We start from the raw sequence: 26,121 nt of genomic DNA, 5'->3' as shown, positions 1-26,121 counted from the left end.
GCAATGAACACGGCGCAGGGCCGCAGGCGCGGACAGCCCCCGCGTACTGGTACGGGGATGCAGCGGTGCCATTGCATGCACGCATCCTGGCCATGGTCTACGGCGGCGTGATCGCGCTGCGCCACTGGCTGTACCGCAAGGGACTGCGCAGGCGGCACCATCCGGGCGTGCCGGTGATCGTGGTTGGCAACATCACAGCCGGTGGCGCCGGCAAGACGCCGCTGACCATCGCCATCGTCGAACGCCTGCGTGAGGAGGGCTGGAATCCCGGCGTGGCCAGCCGCGGCTACGGACGCGAGCAGGCGAAGCTGCCGCGCTGGGTCGAGGCCGGCACCGAGCCGCACCTTGGCGGCGACGAGCCGGTGCTGATCGCCGCCCGCACCGGGGTGAAGGTACGCGTGGACGGGGATCGCTTCTCGGCCGCGAAGGCCCTTGCCGGTGCCGGCTGCGACGTGGTGATCTGTGACGATGGCCTGCAGCACTACCGGCTGGAACGCGATATCGAGATCGAGGTCATCGACGGCCAGCGCCGCCACGGCAACGGCCGCCTGATTCCGGCCGGCCCGCTGCGCGAGCCGGTGGAACGCGCGGTGGCCTGCGACTTCCATGTCATCAATCTCGGAGATGGCCGCGACCCGGGCGTGGAGGCCGGCTTTGGCGAATGGCCGATGCAGCTGCGCTTCGGCCAGGCGCTGCCGTTGCTCGGCGGCCGTCCGCGCCCGTTGTCCGCATTCGCAGGCCAGCGCGTGCATGCGGTGGCGGGCATCGGCAACCCCGCGCGCTTCTTCGACATGCTGCGCGGGCTCGGCATCGCCGTGGTGCCGCATGCGTTCCCGGATCACCACGAGTACGAGGCCGCCGACTTCGAGTTCGGCAGCCGCCTGCCGGTGCTGATGACCGAGAAGGACGCGGTCAAGTGCGCGGCCTTCCATACCGAATTGCACTACAGCGTTCCGGTCAGCGCCGAACTGCCGGAGGCATTCTGGGTCGCACTGCTGGATCGTCTGACACAATCGCCGCCATGACCGGTCAGGACTTCGTCGTCGCCATTCCCGCCCGCCATGACGCCTCGCGGCTGCCGGGCAAACCGCTTCGCCTGCTGGCCGGCGAGCCGCTGGTGCTGCACGTCGCCCGCCGGGCGCTCGCCGCCGGTGCGCGTGAGGTCTGGGTCGCGGCCGACGACGAGCGCATCGCCGCCGCGCTGGATGGCGCCGGCGTGCAGGTGGCGATGACTGCCCGCGACCACGCCTCCGGCACCGACCGGCTCGCGGAATGCGCGCGCATCGCAGGCTGGGATGACGACACCATCGTGGTCAACCTGCAAGGCGACGAACCGTTCGCACCTGCGGCAGGGATCCGTGCGGTGGCGACGCTGTTGCGCGACAGCGGGGCCGAGATGGCGACCCTGGCCACGCCGATCGAGGCTGCCGACAGCCTGTTCGATCCCAACACGGTCAAGCTGGTGCGAGCCGGCAACGGTGACGCGCTGTACTTCAGCCGCGCGCCGCTGCCGTGGCCGCGCGATGCGTTCCAGCACGATCGCTCGGTGTTGCCCGGCGGCGGTCACTGGCTGCGGCATATCGGCATCTACGGCTACCGTGCCGGGTTCCTGAAGCGGTTCGCGACGATGCCGCCGGGGCGGCTGGAGCAGGTCGAGTCGCTGGAACAGCTGCGGGCGCTCGAAGCCGGATTCCGCATCGCCGTCGCGATCACGCCCGAACCGTTCCCGCCCGGCGTCGATACCCCGAGGACCTGGCACGGGCAGAAGCACGACTGCATGCCTCGCAAATCGAGGCGACTCGTGGCTGAGCCGGTCCGGCTGCTGGTCGTGTGCCTGGGCAACATCTGCCGCTCGCCGATGGCCGAGGGTGTGTTGCGTGCGCGGATCGCGGCCTCGCCGCTGGCCGGGCGGGTCGAAATCGATTCCGCCGGCACCGGCGACTGGCATGTCGGCGAACCGCCGGACCGGCGTGCGGTGGCCAAGGCGCGTGAGCATGGCATCGACATCGGCGACCTGCGTGCGCGCCAGTTCAGCCCCGCCGACCATCAACGATTCGACTGGCTGCTCTGCGCCGACCGCAGCAACCTGCGAGACGTGCGTGCGATGTCCCCGGATGGTGCGCGCGCGCGTTCGGCGCTGTTGCTGGAATGGGCGGGGCAGGGCGTGGATGCCGATATTCCGGACCCCTACACCGGTGGCGCGAGCCACTTCGAAGAAGTGTTCCAGCTGCTCGATCGCGCGGCAGCGGGTGTCATCGAACGCCTCCAGGGCGAGTTGCGGTGATCGGTTCAGGGCGGACCAGCGCGGACTGGACGTTTGAGGGGGCTATCCGGGTTCATCCGTGAAACCCGCAGTTGAAGCTTTCCCCGCTTGCGTGGTCGCGCCGGGACGCGCCAGTACGGGATAATCGGGCGCATGCCAGGTTCGACGCCCGCTGCCACGCCCCGACCGTTCGACGGTAAGGCCTTCGTCCGCCAACTCAGCACCGCACCCGGCGTCTACCGGATGTTCGCGGCCGATGACAGCGTGCTGTACGTCGGCAAGGCCGGCGCACTGAAGAAGCGCGTGGCCAGCTATTTCAACGCCTCGCCCAAGTCGCCGCGGATCGCCTCGATGCTGTCGCAGGTCGCGCGCATGGAGGTCACGGTCACCCGTACCGAGGCCGAGGCGTTGATCCTCGAGAACCAGCTGATCAAGTCGCTCAAGCCGCGCTACAACGTGCTGCTGCGCGACGACAAGAGCTATCCCTATGTGCTGATGACCCAGGAGCAGTGGCCGCGAATCGCAATGCATCGCGGCGCACGGGCGATTCCGGGGCGCTACTTCGGGCCGTACCCGAGCGTCGGCGCGGTGCGCGAGACGCTCAACCTGATCCACAAGCTGTTCCGCCTGCGCAGCTGCGAGGACAGCGTGTTCCGCAACCGTTCGCGGCCCTGCCTGCAGTACCAGATCGGCCGCTGCAGCGCGCCCTGCGTGGAGCTGGTCGAGGCCAGCGAGTATGCGGAGAGCCTGCGCCGCGCGACCCTGCTGCTGGAAGGCCGCAGCGATGAGTTGACCGACGAACTGGGAAGGCAGATGGAATCGGCCAGCGAACGGCTGGATTTCGAGCAGGCCGCACGCCTGCGCGACCTGATCGCCGGCGTGCGCAGCCTGCAGGCACGTCAGTTCGTCGACGGCCGTGCCGCCGACCTCGACGTGCTGGCGGTGGCGATGCAGGATGCCGCCGCATGTGTATTGCTGCTGGCGTTCCGCGATGGCCGCAACCTCGGCACCCGCGCGTTCTTCCCGAAGACCAACGGCAGCGACAGTGCCGAGGAGGTGCTGGCCGCGTTCGTCTCGCAGTATTACGGCGAGCAGGCGCCGCCGCGCGAGATCATCCTCGACCGCGACATTCCCGACCGCGAACTGATCGAGCATGCCCTGTCCTCTGCTGGCGACGGCCGCAAGGTACAGATCCGCACCAGTGTGCGAGGCGAACGCGCCGGTTACCTCGACCTCGCGCGCCGCAACGCCAAGCTCGCGCTGGCCACCGAACGCACCGGCCACGCTGCACAGAAGTTGCGCTCGGAAGCGTTGCAGGCGTTGCTGGGCCTACCCGAGCCGGCCGCACGCATCGAATGCTTCGACATCAGCCACACCATGGGCGAGGCGACGGTGGCCTCGTGCGTGGTGTTCGACGCCGAAGGCCCGGTGCGTGGCCAGTACCGGCGCTACAACATCAGCGGGATCGAACCCGGTGACGACTATGCGGCGATGGAGCAGGCGATCGGCCGACGCTTCCGTCGCGCGATGGACGAAAACGGGGTGCTGCCGGATGTGCTGCTGATCGACGGCGGGGCCGGGCAGGTGGCCCGTGCCCGCGCGGCGCTCGACGAGCTGGGCGTGCAGGGCGTGGCCCTGGTCGGTGTGGCCAAGGGGCCGGAGCGGCGCGCCGGCGACGAGGATCTGCTGCTGCCGGACGGGCGCACGGTCCATCCGGGCGCTGAATCGCCGGCTCTGCAACTGGTCCAGCAGGTCCGCGACGAGGCCCACCGGTTCGCCATCACCGGCCACCGTGGCCGCCGCCAGAAGGCGCGCAACAGCAGCCGGCTGGAGGACATCGACGGTATCGGCCCGCGCCGGCGCGCCAGCCTGTTGAAGCATTTCGGTGGCCTCGGCGGCCTCAAGGCCGCCGGCATCGAGGAGATCGCGCGGGTCGATGGCATCAATGTCGCGCTTGCCGAACGCATCTATGCGACCCTGCACGGGCTGGACGTGCCCGGCGCCACCCCCACCACCCGCCCATAGCGGAGCATTGCTGCATGAAGTTGACGGTCCCCACCATCCTGACCCTGCTGCGGATCCTGTTGATTCCGGTGCTGGTGCTGGTGTTCTACCTGCCGTTCAAGTGGACCAACTTCGCCGCCGCGTTCATCTTCGCCCTGGCCTCGATCACCGACTGGCTGGATGGCTGGATCGCGCGGCGCTACAACCAGCATTCGGCCTTCGGCGCCTTCCTCGACCCGGTCGCCGACAAGCTCATGGTGGCCACCGCGCTGATGCTGATCGTGCAGAAGCATCCGACCGTGTGGATGGCGCTGTGGGCGGCGGTGATCATCGGCCGCGAGATCGCGGTCTCGGCGCTGCGCGAATGGATGGCCGAGCTGGGCCAGCGGGCCAAGGTCAAGGTCGCCACGGTCGGCAAGGTCAAGACCATCGTGCAGATGGTCGCGCTGGTATGCCTGCTGTACCAGGTACCGTTCATCGGCCTGCCGATCTTCACGATTGGCGAGTGGTTGCTGGCGGCAGCGGCATTGCTGACACTGTGGTCCGGGGTGGCCTATCTGCGAGCGGCCTGGCCGACCCTGAAGGATGAGCGGAATCTTTGAAAAAAATAGTTGACAGTTCCGTGTCGATCCCTAAAATGGCGGCTCCTCAGCGGGAATAGCTCAGTTGGTAGAGCGCAACCTTGCCAAGGTTGAGGTCGCGAGTTCGAGCCTCGTTTCCCGCTCCAGTTCGATGAAGGGCAGCCCGACAAGGGCGGTCCTTGCAGACAAAACCCCCTTGTGGGGTTTTGTTTTTTCCGGAAAGCGAAAAGCGCAAGTCGATGCGCAAACGCCCGCAAAGGCGTTAAGCTTCCGACAGTCACCGGCCGGGTGGCAGAGTGGTTATGCAGCGGATTGCAAATCCGTGTACGCCGGTTCGATTCCGACCTCGGCCTCCAGTACGACACGCGGGGCGTTCCTCCAGCAGGAACGCCCCGTTTGTTTGGTGCGCTGTGATTGCCCGCGGGAATCCTTGCAGCAGCCGTCGCGGTTCATGGTGCTCCTGCAGTAAGCTGGCGCCGTTCCGTTCCAGCGCGCCGCCCGGATGGCGAAACTGGTAGACGCAGCAGACTTAAAATCTGCCGGAGGCAACTCCATGCCGGTTCGATTCCGGCTCCGGGCACCACGGCGGCTTCGCCAGTCACCTGCCGTTACTTTCCATCCACGCCTCCGCGCATAACCTGCACGGATGCGAACCGTGACCTTTGCCTCAGTCCTCGCCGGCCTGCTCTGTGCCGGCCACGCCCTGTCCGCCACAGCCGCCGACATCGGCCAATGCGTCCTGACCCTGCGTGGGCAGGCACTGGCCAAGGGCATTTCCGCATCCACTTTCGATGCCCATGTCCGCAGCGTCGTTCCGGATCCATCGCTGCTTGAACTGCTCAATCGCCAGCCCGAGTTCACCACGCCGATCTGGGACTACATGGCCGGTCTGGTGGACGAGGAACGGGCGACCGAAGGGCGGACGATGTTGTCGACGCACGCCGACACGCTGGCACGCGTGCAGGCGGCGTACGGGGTCGACCCGGAAACCGTGGTCGCGGTGTGGGGTGTCGAAAGCGACTACGGCAAGGTGTTCGGCAAGCGACCGCTGCTGACGTCCCTGACCACGTTGTCGTGCATGGGGCGGCGGCAGCCGTTCTTCCGCGGCGAGCTGATGAGTACGCTGCAGATCATCCAGGCCGGTGACGTGGTGCCGGAGAAGCTGGTCGGCTCCTGGGCCGGCGCATTCGGGCATACCCAGTTCATGCCGTCGACCTATCGCCGCATCGCGGTGGATTTCGATGGCGATGGCCGCCGCGACCTGGTCGACAGCATCCCCGATGCGCTGGCTTCGACCGCCAATTACCTCAAGCGCTCGGGCTGGCGCACAGGCCAGCCCTGGGGATATGAAGTGCAGCTGCCGGATGGTTTCGACACTTCGGTGTCAGGACGTACCAACCGGCGGCCGCTTTCGTATTGGCTCGGACGCGGAGTGAAGCGCGTCGACAGCCAGTCGATCGCGCTTGCTGCCGATACCCCCACCGCATTGCTGCTCCCCGCCGGACGCAACGGGCCGGCTTTCCTGGTGTTCAAGAATTTCGATGCGATCTATTCCTACAACGCGGCGGAAAGCTATGCGCTTGCGATCGCACACCTGTCCGACCGGCTGCGCGGCCAGGGCGCGTTCGCGACGCCATGGCCGACCGACGATCCGGGCCTGTCGCGCGTCGAGCGGCGTGAGCTGCAGACGTTGCTGATCGCGCGTGGTCACGATATCGGCGAGGTGGATGGCATCATCGGTTCCGCCAGCCGCGCGGCGATCAAGGCCGAGCAGCAGCGACTCGGGCAGCAGCCTGTCGACGGGCGTGGCGGGCAGCGGATCCTGCAGGCTCTGCGCGATTCGATGCCGGCAGCCGTGGTGCCCGAGATGTCGAAGCCGGATGCGATCCTGCAGGATGCCGATGCATCGCCGGTAACGGAGTCTGGCGAGGAGTCCGACGACTAGCATGTTTCCGTGAAGGGGTATCCTCTGCGCACTGCAACGCAAGGAGCCGCCATCACATGTCCCGCTATTCCGTCTACATCCTCAGTCTGGTGCTGTTTGTCCTGTCGCTGATCGGCTGGCGCTGGCACGAGGCGGGGATCTGGGCGGCGTTGGTGTTCGGGCTGCTGGCCGTGCTCGGGACCTGGGACCTGCTGCAGAAGGCCAGTACGCTGCGCCGCAACTACCCGATCCTGGCCCACTTCCGTTATGGACTGGAGTCGATCGGGCCGGAGATGCGCCAATATTTCATCGAGGCCGACACCGCCGAGGTACCGTTCTCGCGCCAGCAACGGGCACTGGTGTACCAGCGCGCCAAATCGGTCAACGACGTGCGGCCGTTCGGCAGCCTGCAGGACGTCTACGCGGTCGACTATGAGTGGATCAACCATTCGATGCGGCCGGCCGAGCATGCTTCGCATGATTTCCGGGTGCTGGTCGGCACCGACACCGCACAGCCGTATTCGGTCAGCGTGTTCAACATCTCGGCGATGAGTTTCGGTTCGCTGTCGGCCAATGCGGTGCGGGCGCTCAACAAGGGCGCGAAGCTCGGCGGCTTCTACCACGATACTGGCGAAGGTTCGATCGCCAGCTACCATCGCGAGCACGGGGGCGACCTGGTCTGGGAGATCGGCTCGGGCTACTTCGGCTGCCGCAATCCGGACGGCAGCTTCAGCGAGGAGCGCTTCGCCGGGAACGCACGCGACCCGCAGGTGAAGATGATCGAGCTGAAGCTGTCCCAGGGCGCCAAGCCGGGCCATGGCGGCATGTTGCCGGCTCCCAAGGTGACCCCCGAAATCGCGGCCGCGCGCGGCGTGCCGGTCGGGGAGGACTGCATATCGCCGGCAAGCCACAGCGCGTTCGACTCGCCTGTGGGACTGGTCCGGTTCGTCGCGCGCCTGCGTGAACTGTCGGGCGGCAAGCCGGTCGGCTTCAAACTGGCGATCGGGCATCCGTGGGAGTGGTTCGGCATTGCCAAGGCCATCCACGAGACCGGACTGCTGCCGGATTTCATCGTCGTCGACGGCGCCGAGGGCGGCACCGGTGCGGCGCCGGCCGAGTTCATCGACCACGTCGGCCTGCCGATGCACGAGGCGCTGATGCTGGTCCACAACACCCTGGTCGGGTTGGACCTGCGCGACCGCATCCGCGTCGCCGCCGCCGGACGGATCACCAGTGCGTTCGATATCGCCCGCACGCTGGCAATGGGCGCGGACTGGTGCAATGCGGGGCGCGGTTTCATGTTCGCGCTGGGCTGCATCCAGTCGCAGAGCTGCCATAACGATCGTTGTCCGACCGGCGTCGCGACCCAGGACCCGTCGCGCTGGCGGCACCTGGACGTGGACGACAAGGCGGTGCGGGTGGCCGGATTCCAGCAGAACACGCTCAAGGCACTGCGCGACCTGCTGTGCGCGGCCGGCCTGGGCGGGCCGGAGGAGCTTGGGCCGGAGCACATCCTGCGGCGTGTTTCGCCGATCGAGGTGCGTTCGCTGGCGGCGCTGTACCGCTTCCTCGAGCCCGGCGAGCTGCTGCGCGGCGTGCCGGAGCATCAGGTGTTCCGCAATTTCTGGGCCGAGGCCCGCAGTGATTCGTTTTCCGCGCCGGGCAGGGTCGGGACGATGCAGCACAGCAAGGCATCGTAGTCGCCGGGCGGTGTCGTAGCGCCGTCGGACGAGGCGTCATTCCAGCAGTTCGAGCACGCGCTCCGGCGGGCGTCCGACCACGGCGCGATCGCCGTTGATGAAGATCGGCCTCTCGATCAGGCGCGGGTGTGCGTGCATCACCTGGATCAGGGCATCGTCGCCGAGAGACGGATCATCGAGACCGAGCTCGGCGTATTCGGCTTCGCCCTTGCGCATCAGTTCGCGCGGGGCCAGGCCCAGCATGCCTAGCAGGCGCCGCAGTTCGTCGATGCTCGGGGCTGTTCGAGGTAGGGCACGACCTGCGCATCGATGCCCCGTTCCTGCAGCAGGGCGAGGGCACCGCGCGATTTCGAGCAACGCGGGTTGTGGTAGAGGGTGGGCTTGGACATGGATCGGGAATCCGGTTCGGACGGTTTTGTGGCACAGGATACCGGCCTTGCGGGAAAGGAAGGCAAGGACGATGCCCGGCCCTGCACCCAGCCAGAGGACCGTTCCGGCGTCGTCCGATAGTCCTCGCAGGGCGCCAGTTGCATCCCTTTGTCCGCGAGACGATAGAGATCTCAGTGGTCGCTCATGGCCGAGCTGGATGCTGAAACCCGAATCGGGCCTTCAGGGCCATGCGGCCCTATCAGCCCCCTAAACCGTCTTCCGATGCGCTGGAGATATCCCTATCGAATGGGCCACGAGAACCGTCGGCCCGAGTCGGATATCCATGGAGTACGGCAATGTCAGCAGTGTTTACGGGAAATGGACTGGGTCTGTTCGATGGGCGTTGGGCCCAGGGGCCGCTGGGCGATGGCCGGGTTGGCCAGGGGCAGACCGCCAGTACGTGAACCTTGCCACCGGCAACCTGATCCTGCAGGCGCAGGATGAGCAACTGTTGTTCCGGGGCATGGCCATCGGCCAGGTCCGGACCTACAACAGCCAGGGACGGATCGACCAGGTCGGCCAGGACGCATGGATGACCGGATTCGAGCGTCGGGTGGAGCTGCTGTCCGGGGCTCTGAACGAAGCTGGCAGCGTGATCCGGCGCCACTTGGGCGACGGCTCCACGCAGGACTTCGAGTACGTTGCTCCGAACCTGTACCGATCCACGGCAGGCGAGGGCGCCCATGACACGCTGACCTGGGACGGCAGCAATCGAGCGTGGTCCTACCAGGAGGGCAGTACCCGTCGCGTCGAGATTTATGAAGATCATGCAGACGCCATCCTGCTGGGGCGGCTGACCCGGATCCGTGACATGAAGTCCGACGGGACCGCGCCGGTGACCTGGTCGGTGCAGTACGACGGCAATGGCCGGGTATCGGAGGTGCGGGCCGAGGACGGCACGGCGACGGGCGATGCGCTGGTATTCGGCTACGACGGTAGCGGCCGGCTGTCGACGGTGTCCACGCGCGAATCGGGCGTCGTTCGTGGTCAGGTGAGTTACGGGTACGACAGTGTCGGCCGTCTGGCATCGGTGATCACCGACCTGACCCCGGAAGATAGGCCGGGCGACCGCGACAGCTGGGACGCCAGCGTGGCGGCCAACAATGACGGCTACCTGTTCCGGACCGACTACACCTACGCCGATGCGACCAGCCTGCGGATCACTCAGGTCCGCCAGAGCGACGGTACCCTGATCAGCTACACCTACGATAGCGAGGGCCGGATTGCCACGCTGACGCGGGGCGACAGCAATGCCGACGACAGCGACGGTGTCGGCCAGACCCTGAGCTTTACCTACGATCCGGGAAACCATCGCGCCAACGTGATCGACTCCAGCGGTCGGACCTGGACCTATGACAGCGATGGCGATGGCCGTCTGGTCAATATCGATCTGCCGGCAGGGGCCGGTGGCCTGAGGGCGAAGACAAGCTACACCTACGACGCCGACGGCAACGTGACCCGGGTCGAGACGACGCGGGGCTCGACCACGCTGGCCCGGACCGACTACCAGTACGATGCTCACGGCAATGTGCTGTGGCAGTGGGAGGTGGTTGATCCGTCGCAGGGCGGTGCGGCCCGCGCGGTACAGCGGACCTATACCTCGACCCACCAGTTGGCCTCCGAGACGGTCTTTACCGGTCTGGATCCGGATGGGGCGAACAGCGCCCAGGCTCCGACCGGCGGACAGACCACGCGCTATGTCTACGATGCCCAGGACCGCTTGCGCTTCGCGATCGGTGCGACCGGCGATGTGCGCGAGCTGTCGTATGCCGGCAGTGGATCCGGGATCGGGCAGATAGCGCAGAGTCGTCAGTACCTGGGTGCGGGCTACAGCGGCAGTACGACGCTGTCGGCGCTGGAGGCGTGGGCGACACCCGCCCAGCGCGCCAGCAGCACGCTGGTGCAGAACATGTACGACCTGCAGGGTCGGCTGTCGCGGACCGTGGCCTACGCCCGGGTCGATACCTCGGGTAACGGGATCGAGGAGGATGCCGCCTCGATCACCGACTACGTCTACGACGCCCAGGGATTGCTGCGCCAGCAAGTCGAGCGACGCAGCTCCACGGCGACGGTGGATGACGGTCGCGATACCGCCCAGACCACGGCCTATGCCTATGACGGGATGGGGCGGCTGTTGTCGGAAGTGGTGACCGAGCAGGTCGGATCCGGTCCGGTAACGACGTTGCGCACGACGGTCTGGAGCTATGTCGACTCGGCGATGACCGTGTCGGCGACAGTGGAGGGCGGCGTGGCCGGCGACGGCAGTGGCAACGACCTGCTCCGGTTGCAGGTGCGCAATGCGGCAGGACAGGTGGTGTCGACCATCGAGTCGGCGCTGACGGGTGGGACGACGACGCATACCACGCGGAGCTACTACGACGACGGCGGTCGGCTGCGGGCCCGGGAAGATGCGAGCGGGGCGCGCACGTACTACTTCTACGATGCGGAAGAGCGGCTGGTCGGCGAAGTCGACGCGACCGGTGCGGTCACCGTCTACAGCCGCGATGGGCTGGGACGGGTAGTGACCACGACCGGCCACGCAACGCGGGTGGATACCAGCAGCTGGCTGGCTGGCGGACAGGTTGTTCCGACGGACATCCAGGCAGTCAAGCCGGCCACGCACGCGGATGACCGCAGGAACACCGCTACCTATGACGCGCAGGGGCGGTTGCTGACCGCGGTCGACGCCGAAGGCGGGATTACGACCTACAGCTACGACGGTGCCGGACGCCTGGTACAGACGCGTATGACCGATGCCGCCGGCACGGCGGCATCGGCTCGGGTGACGCGTTACTTCCACGATGCCGCGGGGCGCGAGGTCGCGCGCCTGGACGCGGAAGGTTACCTGGTCGAGTACAGCCATGACCGGGCGGGCCGCGTGGTGCGGACGGTGGCCTATGCGACGGCCACCAGCCAGAGCCTGCGCGCCTCCGGTACCCTGGCCAACCTGCGGCCGGTCGGCCATGCCAACGACCAGGTGACCCGGATCTTCCACGACGGTCGTGGCAACCGGGTGGCCGAGCTGAACGCCGAAGGCTACCTGACCGAGTATGTGTTCGACGAGGCCCGCAACGAGCGGGCAGTCCGCGCCTATGCGCGGCAACTGACCGGGCTGGCCGGCAACGAAAGCCTGGCGGCGCTGCGAACGCAGGTCCAGGCCGGAGCGGTGCGCGAGACCCGTCGCAGCTTCGATGCGCTTGGCAACCTGCTGATCGAAGTCAATCCGGAAGGCACGGTTACCCGCTACAGCTACGACGTGCAGGGGCGGCTGCTGAGGAGCGAGGCCGCACAGGGCACCAGCGAAGTGCGCGAAGGCCGCCTGCGCTATGACGTGTTCGGCAACCTGATCGGTGAGCTGGGGGGCGAAGGTGCGACCCACCTGTTGAGCGGGATGAGCGAGGCGCAGCTGGATGCAGTGTATGCCCAGTACGGCATGCGCCACAGCTACGATGCGCGCGGACAGCGTATCGAAAGCGTCGATGCTCAGGGCAACAAGACCTGGTACTTCTATGACGCCGTAGGGCGGTTGACGTTCACGGTGCGGGGCGTGGCCAACGCACAGGGTGTGGCCAATGCCGAAGGCGAGGTGACCGAGACGCGCTACACAGCGTTCGGTGAGGTTCGCGAAGCGATCGCCTATACCGGGCGGATCACGATCGGGGTGCCGGGCAGCCGGGACAGCGCGGGTGCGGCAGTGTCGGTACTGCAGTATGTCGCCGCGACGGACAGCCGCACGACGCTGGCCTATGACCGCCGCGGCCTGGTGAAGGCGCGTATTGACGCCGAAAACTACCGTACGGAGTGGCGCTACAGTGCTTTCGGCGACCTCATCGAGCAGATCGACGTTGCCCGTGGTGTTTCGACCGGATTTGCATACGATCGGCGTGGCCTGCGCACGGCCCAGGTTGATGATCAAGGTGGCTTGAGTCGCACCGTGGGCTGGGCGTATGACGCCTTCGGGCGTGTGACCTCCGCGACCGACGGACGCGGACACACGGTGACATTCGGATATGACCGGCTTGGACGGCAGGTCACCGAAAGCCAGGTTGTGTCTGGCCGGACGCAAGGACAGTCGATCGGCTATGACGCGTTTGGGCGCGTGCTGACCCAGACCGATGCGCTCGGCCGGATTACGACCTATGCGTATGACGATGCAGCCCGGAGCATGGCGATCACCACGCCGGAAGGCGTCACGCTGACCACCCACCGCAACCGGCATGGGGAAACATCGAAGGTGGTCGATGCCCTGGGGCATGCGACCGAGTACCGGTACGACAGGGACGGCCACCTCCTGGAAGCGCGGGCGGCCGATGGCGGTACGAGCGTCAGCGAATATGACGTACGGGGCTTGCTTGCCAGTACGGTGGATGCAACGGGACGTCGCGTCGATTACCGGTACGACGCGACGGGGCGTCTGCTCAAGCGCATCGAGGATCCGGCCGGACTCAACCGGGCCACGACCTATGCCTACGACGGGCAGGGCCGGCAGGTGTCGGTCACCGACTCCGCGGGCATTCGCACGACCTTTGGATACGACCGAAAGGGGCAGCTCCGCGAGACGGTGCGCGATGCGGCCGGCCTGGCGCTGAAGACGGTCTACACCTGGGATGCCCAGGGACGCCAACTGACGGTGACCGAGGGCGCAGGCACGGCCGCGGCGACGAAGCTGGCCTACGCCTATGACGCGCTGGGGCGCCGGACCAACGAGACCGTCGACCCGGGCGCGGGCAAGCTCAATCTGACCACGACCTACACCTATGACGGCAATGACAACCTCGTCAGCCGTACCGATGCCGAGGGCCGGGTCACGCGTTTCAGTTACGACGAGGCCAATCGCGAGGTATTCCGGGTAGACGGCGCCGGCGGCGTGGTCCGCACCTGGTACGACGTCGAAGGGCGGGTGGTGGCAACCCGAGGTTACGCCCAGGCCATCAATCTGGATGGACTGGGGCTGGCAGCGACGATCTCGGATATCCAGGGGCGCGTGACGACCCAGCATGGCAAGGATATCCAGTCGTATCGCGTCCATGATGCCGATGGCCGCCTGAAGCTGTCGATCGACGGTGCGGGTGCGGTGACCGAAGTCGGCTACGATGCGGCCGGCCGCCAGGTCAGCACGCGGCGCTATGCCAATGCGGTGTCGCTGACCAGTCTGCGTTCAGCCCTGCAAGGCGGTACGGCAACGCCCGCTAGCGTGGCGTCTGCTCTCACTGTCGACAATGCCAGGGATCGTACCAGTTACGTCGTGCTCGATGCCGTCGGCCGGGTCCGCTTCACGGTCGAGGCAGATGGCGCGGTGCTTGAACAGCGCTACGACCTGGCGGGCCGGGCCACACAGAGCTGGGCCTATGCCACGGCCCTGAGCCTGAGCGCTGCCGATCGTGCAGCGCTGGCGGCGGGGACGTTCCAGGCCACAACCCTGGCTTCGCGGGTGGCGCCGCAGGCCAGTGCCGCGCGTGCGCAATACATTGTCTATGACACGATCGGGCGCGAGCGCTACCGGGTCGAGCGCAGCAGCGCCGACAAGGGCGTGGTCAGCGAGCGGGTCTATGACGCCGGCGGCCTGGTGGTGGCCGATCGCCGCTTCGGGGTCGAGGTGGCCTTCGATCCCACGCACACCATTGGCGATCTGGCAGCCCTGTTGCCCCCCAGCGGGGACGATGCTGTCATGCGCCGCACGCGCTATGTCTACGACACGGCCGGGCGCTTGCGATTCGAAATCGGTGCATCCAATGCGGTAACCGAGTCGCGCTACGACGCTTCCGGACGGGTGGTGGAGACCATTGCCCATAGCGCGCCCAAGCCCGCCGGGACGCCCACCGAGGCCGGCATGGCCGCCTGGTCGCAGGCACAGCCGGCTGAAGCCGTTCGCAGCACCCGTTTCACCTACGATGCCGCCGGCCGGCTGAAGCAGCGTACGGATGCCCTCGACCAGGTCGAAAAATATACGTACGACGGTACGGGCCAGGTCGTGGCGTATACCGACCGCAACGGCCACGTCTGGAACTACGAGTACGACGCGGCCGGCCGCAAGACCCGGGAAATCAGCCCGCAGGCCAGCGTTGCCACCGTCAATGCCGCCGGCAATGTGGCCACGGTGTCGCGTCGCCTGACCACCGAAATCGGGTACGACGCACTCGGCAATGTCGTTTCGCGAACCGAGAACGCGGGAACCGCCGAGGCCCGCACGACCCAGTACGCCTACGACAACCGGGGCCACCAGATCCGCACGACCTTCCCGGACGCCTGGAAAGTCAATGAAACGACGGGCGAGCTCGAAGCCACCGGCCAGGCGCCCACCATCCAGGTGACCTACAACACCTTGGGCCAGGCGGTGGTCCAGAAGGACGTGCGCGGCCACTACAGCTACAAGGTCCATGACCAGCTCGGCCGGGTTGCCTACGAGGTCGACCAGGAGGGGTATGTCACCGGATACGGCTACAACGCGCTGGGTGAACAGGTCACCCTGCGGCGCCATGCCACCCGGATCGATACCGGCGCCCTGAGTGGCTGGTCCGCGGGCCAGGCCCTCACCTTGTCGCATCTGCAGACGAGCGGCGTACTGACCACGTCCACGTCCGACAGGATCCTGTCGACGAGCTATGACGCGCGCGGCAACAAGGCCCAGGTGGTCCAGTCGCAGGTCAGCTACTACAACGCCGCAGGCAGCAAGCTCACCGGCACACCGACCACCCGGTTCACCTACAGCGCCTTTGGCGAGGTGGTCAAGGAATCGGTCCTGCTCGAAGGTACGGCGGGCCAGTCCAGCGCCCGCTGGGCGGATACCTTCCATTACTACGACGCCTTGAGCCGCAACGTGCTCACCGTCGATGCGGAGGGATATGCGACCGCCACGCGGTACAACGCAACGGGGGAGGTGGTCGAGACCATCGAGCATGCGCGGGCACTCGACACGGACGGGTTGGCGGTCGACACCCAGCCCAGCGCGCCGCCGCCGGGCGATGCCGTCACCGGCTACGACCGCATCATGCGCTGGGAGTACGACGCGCTCGGCCGCAAGGTCAGCGAGGTTGCGGTCAGGCGGTACCAGCGTGCCGACGGCAGTGCCGGCGTGCGCGGTGTCGAGACGGCATTTGCCTACGACGGCGAGGGTCGCGTCACCCGCCTGACCACCGATGCCGGCGCCACCATCACGCGGTATGACGCACTGGGCCGCGCGATCAGCGTGCAGGAGCCCGAGCGCGCCGTGCTGACGGCGTCGGCGGAGAACAGCCTGAAGGCATCGACGGCCAACGACCTGTCGACGGCAGGACTGTACCAGCAGGTATCGCCGTACACCGCGATGGCTTATGACGCTTTCGGGAATGTCGTGCAGATCAGGCGCTATGCCAACGGTCTCAAGGCGGGCCAAAGCGCTCCAGTGGCCGATACCGCGCGCGACCAGATCCAGGTCACCCGTTACGATCGCCAGGGGCGCGCGGTCATGTCCAAGGATGCCGAAGGCAATTTCGTCTATTCGGCCTACGATGCGGCCGACAACCTGGTGCATGTCTGGTATCAGCTCGAAGGCAGCGCCACGAGCCGCGACACGATCGTCCATGGACGCTACAGCTACGACAAGACCGGACGGCAGGTCGGCAATGTCCAGACCCGGACACCCGTGTCGGGCGGCACGGGAAGTGCGGACCTGTCCGAAGCCGTTGAATACAATGCCTTTGGCGAGATCACGCGCAAGACCCAGACAGGACTCGGCGGCTCGCTGGACTACGCATACGATGCGGCCGGACGCCTGCTGACCTCCAACGAGGGCGGTGCCACCCGTACCCTGGGCTACAACCTGGCCGGGCACCAGGTGCGCCAATCGAGCAAGGCCTACCTCGGTCAGTCCCAGGTCGTGGACGCGGTGACCTGGAACACCACGGATCGGCTGGGACGTGCCGTGATCACGCGGATGCCGGCCTACAACGCGGCCAATGATCCCGTCGTGGTGACCCAGCGACTGGATCGCTGGGGCAACGCCATCGAGATCATCGACGGTCGCGGTTACCAGACCCGTTACCAGTACAACGACTACAACCAGATCGTGCGCGATGAGCGCCCGCTGGTGAAGGTCGTCTCCGAGTCCGGCGCGTCCACCTGGGTGCATCCGGTCAACCAGTGGTACTACGACGCCCTGGGGCGCCTGGTGGCGACGCGGGATGCCAATGGAAACGTCCGTACCAATGAGTACGACAACGCTGGCCAACTGGTGAAGTCGACGGACGCGCTTGGCAATGCCACCCGCCATGCCTACGACGTCCTCGGCAACCAGCGCATGGCCCAGGACCCCATGGGGTACCTGACGTTCAAGGAATACGATCGCCTGAACCGGGTCGTCGCGATCGGCGACTACCTGCCCGATGCCAGCGGAGCGGTGAGGGGCAAGACACTGCTCCAGCAGTACACCTTGAACCAGAACGGCGATCGCCTGAGGGTCGAGGATGCGCTGGGCTACATTGCCCGGTACGACTACGACAGCCGCAGCCTGTTGCTGCGCAGCCAGACAACGATGGGCGTGGTGCTCGACTTTGCCCACGACGTGGCCGGCAACAAGATCCGGGAGAGCAATGCGTTTTCCGGCTCGTCCACGCTCACCGATCGCGACGGTGAGACCGTCCGCGTCAACGAACTGACCTGGGACTACGACATCCACGGCCGCGTCGTCGACCACAACAACCTGAGCGGACGCGACTACGACTACACCTACAACGCATTGACCGGGCAACTGACCGCGGAGTCATCGGCGGGCGGTTCCGGTCTCGCCATGCCCGCGGCGGCCAGCAAGTCCATCAGCTACTACGCCAACGGCCGGATCAAGGAAGTCGTTGAGGGCAATGGCAACAAATTCCGCTACGAATACGACGCCGCCGGCAATCGCACCGTGGAGGACGTCATCTTCACGGATGGTAGTGGGCAACAGACCCGCACCATCACCCGCACCCTCTACGACAGCCACAACCGGGTCGAGCGCGTCACCCAGGACGACCTGTCGGCCGGCAGCGCCAAGCGGGTCTTCGACATGGTCTACGAATACGACGCGGTCGGTAACCGCCGCCGCGTGGTGGCCCGCTCCGGTTTCGGCCCGGACGTGGCGGCCGTGCCGGTCGAGAACACCGCGCCGGTCAGCATCTCCACGCCCGAGGACCGGGTGGTCCGCAAGGGGGTCAAGTCCGAGTTCCGGATCCTGTTCAGCGACGTGTTCCGGGACGCCCAGCAGGACCCCCTGACGCTGCTGGTGTCGCAGGCCAATGGCAGCGCCCTGCCGACCTGGCTGCGGGCCCTGCACGACAGCACCACCGGTGAGATCGTGTTCATCGCCGACCCGCCTTCGGGTGCGTCCGACCAGGACATCACGGTCAAACTCACCGCGCATGAGACGGCCAATGCCGCCAATACGGCGTCCACGACTTTCAAGGTCAAGGTGCGGACCAACACGGCACCGGTCCTGGTGGAATCCGGCACGGCGCAATTGCGCGCCAAGACAGGCCAGATGTGGAGCCAGGAACTGGTCGTCACGGACTACTTCCGCGATCTGGACGTCGGCGATCGCCTGACCCTGAGCATCGTCAACGCCGCAGCCCTGCCGGCCTGGCTGCAGGTCGATGCAGGCAATCCGTCCGTGGTGCGCCTGACGGGCACGCCGACGACATCGGACACGTTCTCCTTCAAGTTGCGGGCCACCGATGAGAAGGGGGCCTATGTCGAAAAGACCTTCCAGGTCACCACGGCCCCCAATGCCGCGCCGCAGAAGGTCGTCTCGTCGCTGATTGCCCAGGAAGCGATCCGCGGCCGTGACTTCGATTGGACGCGCAACCTGTCCCAGATATTCAAGGACAACGATGGCGATCGCCTGCAGGTGACCGCCAGCGGGCAGCCGGCCTGGCTGTCGTTCCAGTACCTGGACGACCAGGCCACACCGCAGATGAAGCTGGCCGGGCACGTCCCGGTTACCGTGGCCAACGGCACGGCCTACACGATCACCTTCACGGCCACCGATCCGGACGGGTTGTCGGCCACGATCACGCTGTCGGTCACCGTGCGTCAGAACCGGGCGCCGGTGGCGACGAACTGGACCGCCCCGCCGACTCGCGTCAACGACCACTACGATGTCACCGTTCCGGTCGGCACGTTGTTCAACGACCCGGAAGGCGACCAGGTCTTCATCGAACCGATCTGGCCGACGGGCTCGACGCTGCCGCAGTGGTTGAACATCAGCGTCGACCAGGACGCAGGCACGATCCGTCTGCATGGCCGGCCGACCAGCAATGCGCAAGCCGGCAATCTGAGCTTCCAGCTCCGCGGCAGCGACGCCGAGGGCCTGGGCGCGACCGCCAACGTCTCGATCAGCATCGGCACCGACAACCCGCCCGTACGCAACACGAGCGTGAACCTGGCGGACCGTTCCCTGGACATCGGGCGCAGCTTCAGTTTCACCGTGCCGGCCAACCTGTTCACCGATCCGGATGAGGACCAGGTCCACCTGCAGCCATCGCTGGTGGAGATGATCAGCAGGGACGACGACGATGTTCCGATCCCCGACTCGGTGAACTATCTTCCGCTTCCGGCCTGGCTCCATTTCGATGGCAACCGCACCTTCAGCGGGACCGTGCCGTCGGAGCTTTCGCCCGGCAAGATCGTCATCCGCATCAAGGGCGTGGACTCGCGCGACCGTGTCAGTGCGGCGGACGAGTACAACATCGGGGCGGCGGGTGTCGGCACCGACGGCGACATCACCCTGCACCTGAACACCTTCGTCAATGCGCCCCCCGTCTACAACGACGGCAGCCTGCCCAACCGCACCATCAAGCATGGCACGGCGGTCGATTTCGCCCTGCCGGCGGGCGCGTTCACCGAGCCCAATGGCGATGATCTGACCTATGCCGCGCAGGTCCTGGTCGGAGGCAACTGGGTCAGCCTGTCGAGCATCGGCCTGAGCATCAATTCCAGCACGGGCCGGATCAGCGGCACGCCTTCCAATCTCATCCAGACCAGCTTCAGTGCCCGGATCATCGCCTCCGATCCGCAGGGCCTGCCGGCCACGGGCACCTTCACGTTCAACGTGACCAATACGCCGCCGACGGTCGCCACCATCCCGGTGCAGACGGTCAGCCGCAACATCGCGGCCAACCTGGACCTGGCGCCGTATTTCAACGACGTGAACAAGGACACGTTGACCTACAGCGTGGTCAGCGGCCTGCCCAGCGGGCTGTCGTTGAGCGGCAGTGGAAAGATCACCGGCAGCACGGGCGTGGCGCTGGGCGATTACACCGTCAAGGTCAAGGCCAGCGACGGTCGCGGGGGCAGTGTCGAGGCGACCTTCACCCTGCGGGTGTCCAACAAGGCGCCGGTGGCGCCCACGATCCCGAACCAGACGGCGGCCGCGGGCACGTCGTGGAGCTATACGATTCCGGCCTTCACCGATCCCAACGGCGATGAATTGACGTACCAGGTCAATGAGGCTGCGCTTCCCTCATGGATGAGTTTTAACAAAGCCACCCGCAAGCTCAGCGGCACGCCAGGCCCGGTGGGCAGCTGGACGGTCACCGTGACGGCCAGCGACGGCACGGCCACGGCCAACAGGTCGTTCGTGGTCAGCACCCCGAACGTGGCGCCGGTGGTGTCCAATCCGATCGCAAACAGGGACGTCAGCCGCAACGTGAACTGGTCGTTCACGGTGCCGGCCAACACCTTCACCGACGCCAACGGCGACCGCCTGACGTACTTGGCATCGGGGATGCCGACGGGGATCACCTTCGACCAGGACACGCGCAAGTTCAGCGGCAAGGCGACCGCGCTGGGCAGCCGGGTGGTGACGGTGACGGTGCAGGACGAGCACGGGGCCACGCGCAGCACCACCTTCACGATCAGCGTGGTCAACGATCCACCCAAATACACGGCCGGCAGCCTGCCCAACCGCACCGCCCAGATCGGGCAATCGGTGTCCTGGGCGCTGCCGTCGGGGGCCTTCACCGACCCCAACAGCGACCCGCTGTCGTACAGCCTGCAGGTGCTGGTCCCGGAGTACTACGAGCACTACCGGTACGTGAACGGCGAACCGGAGCTGCGGCTGGTGCCGGCGCAGTGGGTCAACGCCTCCCGGGTGGGCCTGAGCATCGCCTCCAACGGGACCATCAGCGGGACGGCCGGCACGCTGTCGTGGCGGCAGACGGCGGATGACTATCCGTACCCGATGCCGGATGGGGTGGCGTACGGCTACAGCCTGCGGATCGTGGCCAAGGATCCGAGCAACGCGTCGGCGCAGGGCGCGTTCACTCTCGCCGTCAACGCGGCGCCGGTGGCCCCGAGCCTGCCCAACAAGAGCATCAAGTCGGGGCTGGCGTGGAGCTATGACTTCCCGGCCTTTACCGATGCCAACGGCGACACCCTGACCTATACCGTGACCGGCCTGCCGGCGGGGCTGTCACACCCCGGTGGGACCAGCCGCAGGATCAGCGGCACGCCGACCGCGTCGGGGACGTTCACGGTCAAGATCACCGCCGATGACGGCAACGGTGGGAAGACCATCAAGAGCTTCACCCTGACGGTGCAGGCCAACACCGCGCCGTCGGCGCCGACGATCCCGAACCAGACCGCGACCAAGGGGCAGCCCTTCAGCTACACGGTGCCGGCATTCACCGACGCCAATAACGACCCGTTGACGTACACGGCGACGGGGCTGCCGCCGGGGCTGTCGTTCAACGTCACCACGCGGGTGATCAGCGGCACGCCGACCACGACCGGTACCTACAGCAACGTCAAGATCACCGCCGACGACAAACGCGGCGGGGTGACGCCGAAGACGTTCACCATCAGCGTGGTGTCGGCGCCGCCGCCGAACCGGCCGCCGGTGGTGAACCGGCCGCTGCCGGACCAGTTCGCGACGACGAGCATGTACTTCGACTACACCTTCCCGGCCGATACCTTTACCGACCCGGACAACAACCCGCTGACCTACACCCTGAGCGGTCAGCCGTCATGGTTGCAGATCGACGGGCGTCGTCTGCACGGCCAGCCGTGGAGCACCGGGGAGCAGGTGTACACGGTGCGGGTGACGGCGAAGGACCCGTCGGGTCTGAGCGTGTACGACGAGTTCAAGCTGACGGTGTGGCGGGACGACGTGGATCCGTGGTCGACGCAGTCGGTGCAGTCGTTCCAGATGGGGGCGGCGCTGGCACCGGAGGGCGAGGATGAGCTGTCGGCACCGGCGATGGAGCCGATGCAGGCGCCGCTGAGCGGATCCACGCCGTACCAGACGGTGGAGCAGTGGTTCAGCTACGACGCGGAGAACCGGATCCGGATCCACAACGGCGCGCTGGTCAACGGCCGGATCGTGGTCAAGACGCCGGCGGTGAACGACCCGGGGTCGCTGGAGTCGTACGAGCTGCACTACGACGCCGCCGGCCGTGAGGTCTCGCGGTTCCGCTACCACGACGGCGTCGGCTACGTGTACCGCAGCGCGTACGACCTGCGCGGGCAGAAGGTGCTGGAGTTCCACCGCGAGCAGCTGGGCGGCAGCGGCCGGGGCGTATCGAAGGCGTACACCTACGACGTGGCGGGCCGGCTGGTGGAGACGCGCGGCTACTTCGCCAGCGACGCGACCCGGCGGGTGAGCTACCGGGAGGGCGCCGAGGAGATCTACTGGGACCTGCAGATCGGCGGCTGGCTCAGTGGCGCGGAGCAGTTCAGCTTCGATGGCGACGGGCGGTTGGTGAGCCAGACGACCCGGGGCCGCCCGGACGGCGACTGGTGGCAGGCGTTCGGCACGCCGCTGGAGGGCCCGTCGGGCAACCAGCGTACCGACCTGGGGGTGCTGGATCTGCGCAGCGAGGTGCTGTACACCAAGGCCGACGGCAGCAGCGGCTACGACGTGCTGGGGCGGCTGCAGAGCTACCGCTACCGGGGCCATGACATCGGCTGGGCGACGCACACCTACACCAGCACCTGGCAGGGCTGGGGCAGCTACCAGGAGCGCACGGTCACCGGCAGCAGCAGCAACCCCGACTACAAGACCACGACCAACACGCTCAGCTACGACGGCATGGGCCGGCTGCTGAGCCAGCGCGAGAAGACCAACTACGACAACGTCGACGACCGGATGCGCTACTACGCGTACACCGGCGACGGCCAGGTGCAACGGCGGCGCGAGGGTCGGATCGAGGACGGGGTGTTCCGCCAGGACGACCCGAACCAGCCGAACAACCCGAAGCCGAACTACCTGTTCGTGCATGCCGGTGGCCAGCAGCATGCGGAGCTGAAGGAGGGCGGTCAGATCCGCACCCGCTACGGCAGCCGCGGCGATCAGACGCAGCTGCAGGACCTGGGCGGCAGCGGCCGTTACGAGGCCGGCGGCGGCAAGGTGACAGTGCTGGCGGGGGAGACGTTGCGCGGCCTGGCGCAGCGCGTCTACGGCACCCCGCAGCTGTGGTACGTGCTGGCCGACGCCAACGGCCTGGGCGACCCGGACACCCCGCTGACCGCGGGCACCCAGCTGAACGCCCCCAGCACCCGGGTCAGCAGCAACGACGCGAACACGTTCAAGCCGTACAACCCCAGCGAGGCGATCGGCAACACCGCGCCGGGCTTGCCGTACATCACGCCGCCGCCGAAGAACAACTGCGGCACGTTGGCGATGGTCATCATGGTGGTGGTGATCATCGTGGTGAGCATCTACACCGCCGGCGCGGCTTCAGGTGCGGCCGCGGGCGCGGGCGCCGGCACAGGTGGTGGAGCGGCGGCCGGAGGTGCGGCAGCCGGAAGCACGGCCGCGGCCGGTGGCACAGCGGCCAGCACATCGGTCTGGAGTGCGGGCGTGAGTGCGTTCGCAGGCGGTGGCGGTGTCATGACGACGGGCACGGCGGTCATGTCCGCGGGTGTCGGCGCCTTTGCCGGCAGCGTCGCCGGCCAGGCGGTGGGCAGCGCCATGGGCGTAACCAGCTTCAACTGGCGGAACGCCTTCGTGGCCGGCGCCAGTGCCATGGCCACGGCCGGCCTGGGCGCGGCGATCCAGGGCGGCCAGCTGGGCACGTTGGGCAAGACGCTCAACGACGCCACCTGGGCGCGGGCGGCGGCCACTGCGGTCACCGGCAATGTCACCAGCTACGCGGCCAGTCGGGCGCTGGGGATGGAGGCCAGCTTCAGCTGGCGCAGCGTGGCGGCCAGCGCGGTCAGTGCGGCGATCAGCACCAAGCTGGGTGATGCGATGGGACTGAACCCAACCCCGGACGTCGGTGGCAGCGGCTCATTCTGGAAGGACATGGGCAACGGCCTGATCGGCGGCACGGTGGGCTTGCACACGCGGCGGGCGTTCGGGTTCGGCGATGACATCAACTACCGCAACATTGCGGCCGATGCATTTGGCAATGCGTTGGGGAATGCGGCGGTCAGGAGAATGCAGCGCTGGCAAGGAGGTGCCGCAACGGCTCAGGGTGGCGTCAATGGTGGTGTGTCCACAACGTATGCTAGCGGCGACTTCGGCCCCGATCCGGTGGGCAGCGGCCCGTCTCCGACAGCAGGATCGGCCGCCTCAGCCGACCGTCGCCGCAGCAACGCGATCGGACCGATCTACGATCCGAATGTGCCTACGCTTGACACGCTGGTGGTCACGGCGGACGAAGGACAGAACCGCTGGTACATGTCGATGTGGGACTGGGCGCAGCGCTATCACCAGCCCGGCCCACCGACCACCGGCAATCGGGCCGACCTGGTGCGCTACTGGAGCGACAGCCACCAGCGCTTGGCCCCGGACTACAACAGGTGGGTGGCGGACAGTTACCCGGCGGGCAGCCTGAACCGGACCAGCGGGCCGGGCCGTTACATGAGTGTGGCCGAGGCTGATGCGGCGTGGGAGGCCAAGCATGGAGCCCCAACGTGGCTGAAGCGTACCGGAGGTGGAGTCGTCGGGGTCATTGAGGGAGCTTACGATCTGACTATAGGGGCAGCCGTGGCACTCGGCCGGCTGGGCAGTGACTTTGTGGGAAGCGGCTTGTACGAAGTTGGCATGAACAATGGCTATACCCGTTCGTCCTATGACCGGCTGGGTGCTACCACTGCGGGGGTGGTCGACCTGGTCGGAAAGGGGCTGATGTTCAGCGCCGCGTGGACGGCGAATGGCGCCTACATGCTGGGCGTTGATACGGCCTATACCCGCGCAGGTCGCGGCTATGTTGGTCAGCAAATCGGCAATGCGGTGGATGCACTGGCAGCACCATTCAAGCTGGCGGACCAGTATGAAGCGGCCGGTGACCCGGTCACGGCGGCGACGCTACGGTCCAAGGCGGTCTTCACTGGTCTGGGCACCGTGGCAACGCTTGGCTACGGTGCTGCGAGTGGTGTCCGGACGCTTGGCTCGGTCAGTGCTGTGGATCGCGGCGTGTCGACCGCGTATGCTCGAAGTGTTGCAAACAGTGAGCTAACGATTGCCGCGAATGCAGCGACCGGCAATCCGGCTGCCATCTCCCGAGGATTTGGCGCGCTTAATTCGCGCCAGGCGGCGGTTCTTGAGCAATTGCCGGAATTCGGCTCCAGCACGATTGCCCATAAGGGATTTGGGCAGAGAGACCTGGCCGCATTGACTGCGGCAACCGGCGATGAGTTCGCCATGTTCTCGACTGGCGGTAGGCGTCTAATTTTCCGAGGCGATGTCGGCTCGGTGCCGATCAATCCGGAGATGGCGTCCCAGCTATCTGGTCAAGGTTGGCGCTGGTCGTCGCACACGCATCCAGGATTTGAAATTGGCGTGTTGCGCTCGTCACCTGGTGACCAAGCGGTTCTCCGTGCGATGGGCGGCAATCAGAGCGCCATTTTCAATTCGATGGGTCAACGAGGCATGTTCACGCCGAACGGCGATAGCTTGAATGGGTGGAAGCCATGGTGGTGAAGAAGAAGTTGCTGAGCTTGGATGAAATGGAGCCAATCGCCAAGGAGGCTACGCGTCGGGCGTTAAGTGAATATCCGGAGCCGTCTAAAGAGGATCAGGCCAATTGGACGCTGGGTAAGTTCGAAGCTGAGAGCGAGGGCTTGTTCGAGATTTACATACCTTCCGAGCAGCCTTTGGACGCAAAGGTGATTAGCCGAGCTCGAGTTGATCGCAGGACCGGCGCAGTAAGCGTCGAGGTCTTCCTGGAGAAGTAGCCGGCACTGTCCTGTCAGCTGTCAGGTTGACCCCGATCCTTCCCTGCGGCCGGCATATTTGCCGGCCGTCGCCCGGAATTATGGCCGTTC

Annotated in this window: 8 protein-coding genes, 3 tRNA genes and 2 pseudogenes; 12 read left to right on the top strand and 1 reads right to left on the bottom strand. The window is 66.7% G+C overall.

Translation table 11 applies throughout. The features are described 5' to 3' along the window. Positions 1-65 precede the first annotated feature (65 nt). From lpxK to FKV23_RS08760, 10 genes and pseudogenes are all read left to right on the top strand, one after another. Positions 66-1,025: a tetraacyldisaccharide 4'-kinase gene (gene lpxK, locus FKV23_RS08800; protein WP_141623517.1), complete on the top strand. Its 960-nt coding sequence runs from the start codon at positions 66-68 to the stop codon at positions 1,023-1,025. Beyond that, positions 1,022-1,809, top strand: a pseudogene (gene kdsB, locus FKV23_RS17210) (3-deoxy-manno-octulosonate cytidylyltransferase). The gene lpxK and the pseudogene kdsB overlap by 4 nt, the downstream one beginning before the upstream one ends. Further along, positions 1,778-2,284, top strand: a complete 507-nt coding sequence (locus FKV23_RS17205) for a low molecular weight protein-tyrosine-phosphatase (protein ID WP_167285403.1) — start codon at positions 1,778-1,780, stop codon at positions 2,282-2,284. Before kdsB ends, FKV23_RS17205 begins: the two are co-directional and overlap by 32 nt. A 132-nt stretch (positions 2,285-2,416) precedes the next feature. Then, on the top strand, positions 2,417-4,288 hold the full coding sequence (uvrC, locus tag FKV23_RS08790) for an excinuclease ABC subunit UvrC (RefSeq protein WP_141623515.1): 1,872 nt from the start codon (positions 2,417-2,419) through the stop codon (positions 4,286-4,288). Positions 4,289-4,302: 14 nt separating this feature from the next. Next, the gene (pgsA, locus tag FKV23_RS08785) at positions 4,303-4,869 is read left to right on the top strand and encodes a CDP-diacylglycerol--glycerol-3-phosphate 3-phosphatidyltransferase (protein WP_141623514.1); all 567 of its coding nucleotides are present in this window, start codon (positions 4,303-4,305) and stop codon (positions 4,867-4,869) included. Between the two features lie 49 nt (positions 4,870-4,918). Further along, positions 4,919-4,994, top strand: a tRNA-Gly gene (locus tag FKV23_RS08780). 136 nt (positions 4,995-5,130) lie between these two features. Beyond that, a tRNA-Cys gene (locus FKV23_RS08775) sits at positions 5,131-5,204 on the top strand. A gap of 140 nt (positions 5,205-5,344) precedes the next feature. Next, a tRNA-Leu gene (locus FKV23_RS08770) sits at positions 5,345-5,431 on the top strand. A 63-nt stretch (positions 5,432-5,494) separates the two neighbouring features. Beyond that, a complete protein-coding gene (locus FKV23_RS08765) occupies positions 5,495-6,793 on the top strand; it encodes a lytic murein transglycosylase (RefSeq protein WP_141623513.1) in 1,299 nt (432 codons plus the stop codon). 56 nt (positions 6,794-6,849) lie between these two features. Then, complete coding sequence (locus FKV23_RS08760; protein ID WP_141623512.1) at positions 6,850-8,472, top strand: FMN-binding glutamate synthase family protein; 1,623 nt, start codon at positions 6,850-6,852, stop codon at positions 8,470-8,472. A 36-nt stretch (positions 8,473-8,508) separates the two neighbouring features. Here FKV23_RS08760 and arsC read toward each other — a convergent pair. Beyond that, a pseudogene (gene arsC, locus FKV23_RS08755) lies at positions 8,509-8,861 on the bottom strand (arsenate reductase (glutaredoxin)). A 440-nt stretch (positions 8,862-9,301) separates the two neighbouring features. Between arsC and FKV23_RS08750 the strand changes: the two are divergent. Next, on the top strand, positions 9,302-25,777 hold the full coding sequence (locus FKV23_RS08750) for a putative Ig domain-containing protein (protein ID WP_167285124.1): 16,476 nt from the start codon (positions 9,302-9,304) through the stop codon (positions 25,775-25,777). Continuing rightward, entirely contained in the window at positions 25,774-26,031 is a 258-nt protein-coding gene (locus FKV23_RS08745) for a hypothetical protein (RefSeq protein ID WP_141623510.1), read from the top strand. Before FKV23_RS08750 ends, FKV23_RS08745 begins: the two co-directional genes overlap by 4 nt. The last annotated feature ends 90 nt before the right edge of the window (positions 26,032-26,121 follow it).

Source organism: Lysobacter alkalisoli (assembly GCF_006547045.1).
GTDB lineage: Bacteria > Pseudomonadota > Gammaproteobacteria > Xanthomonadales > Xanthomonadaceae > Marilutibacter > Marilutibacter alkalisoli.
The sequence above is the reverse complement of the archived record's forward strand: the minus strand, read 5'-3'. Positions and strand labels throughout refer to the sequence as shown.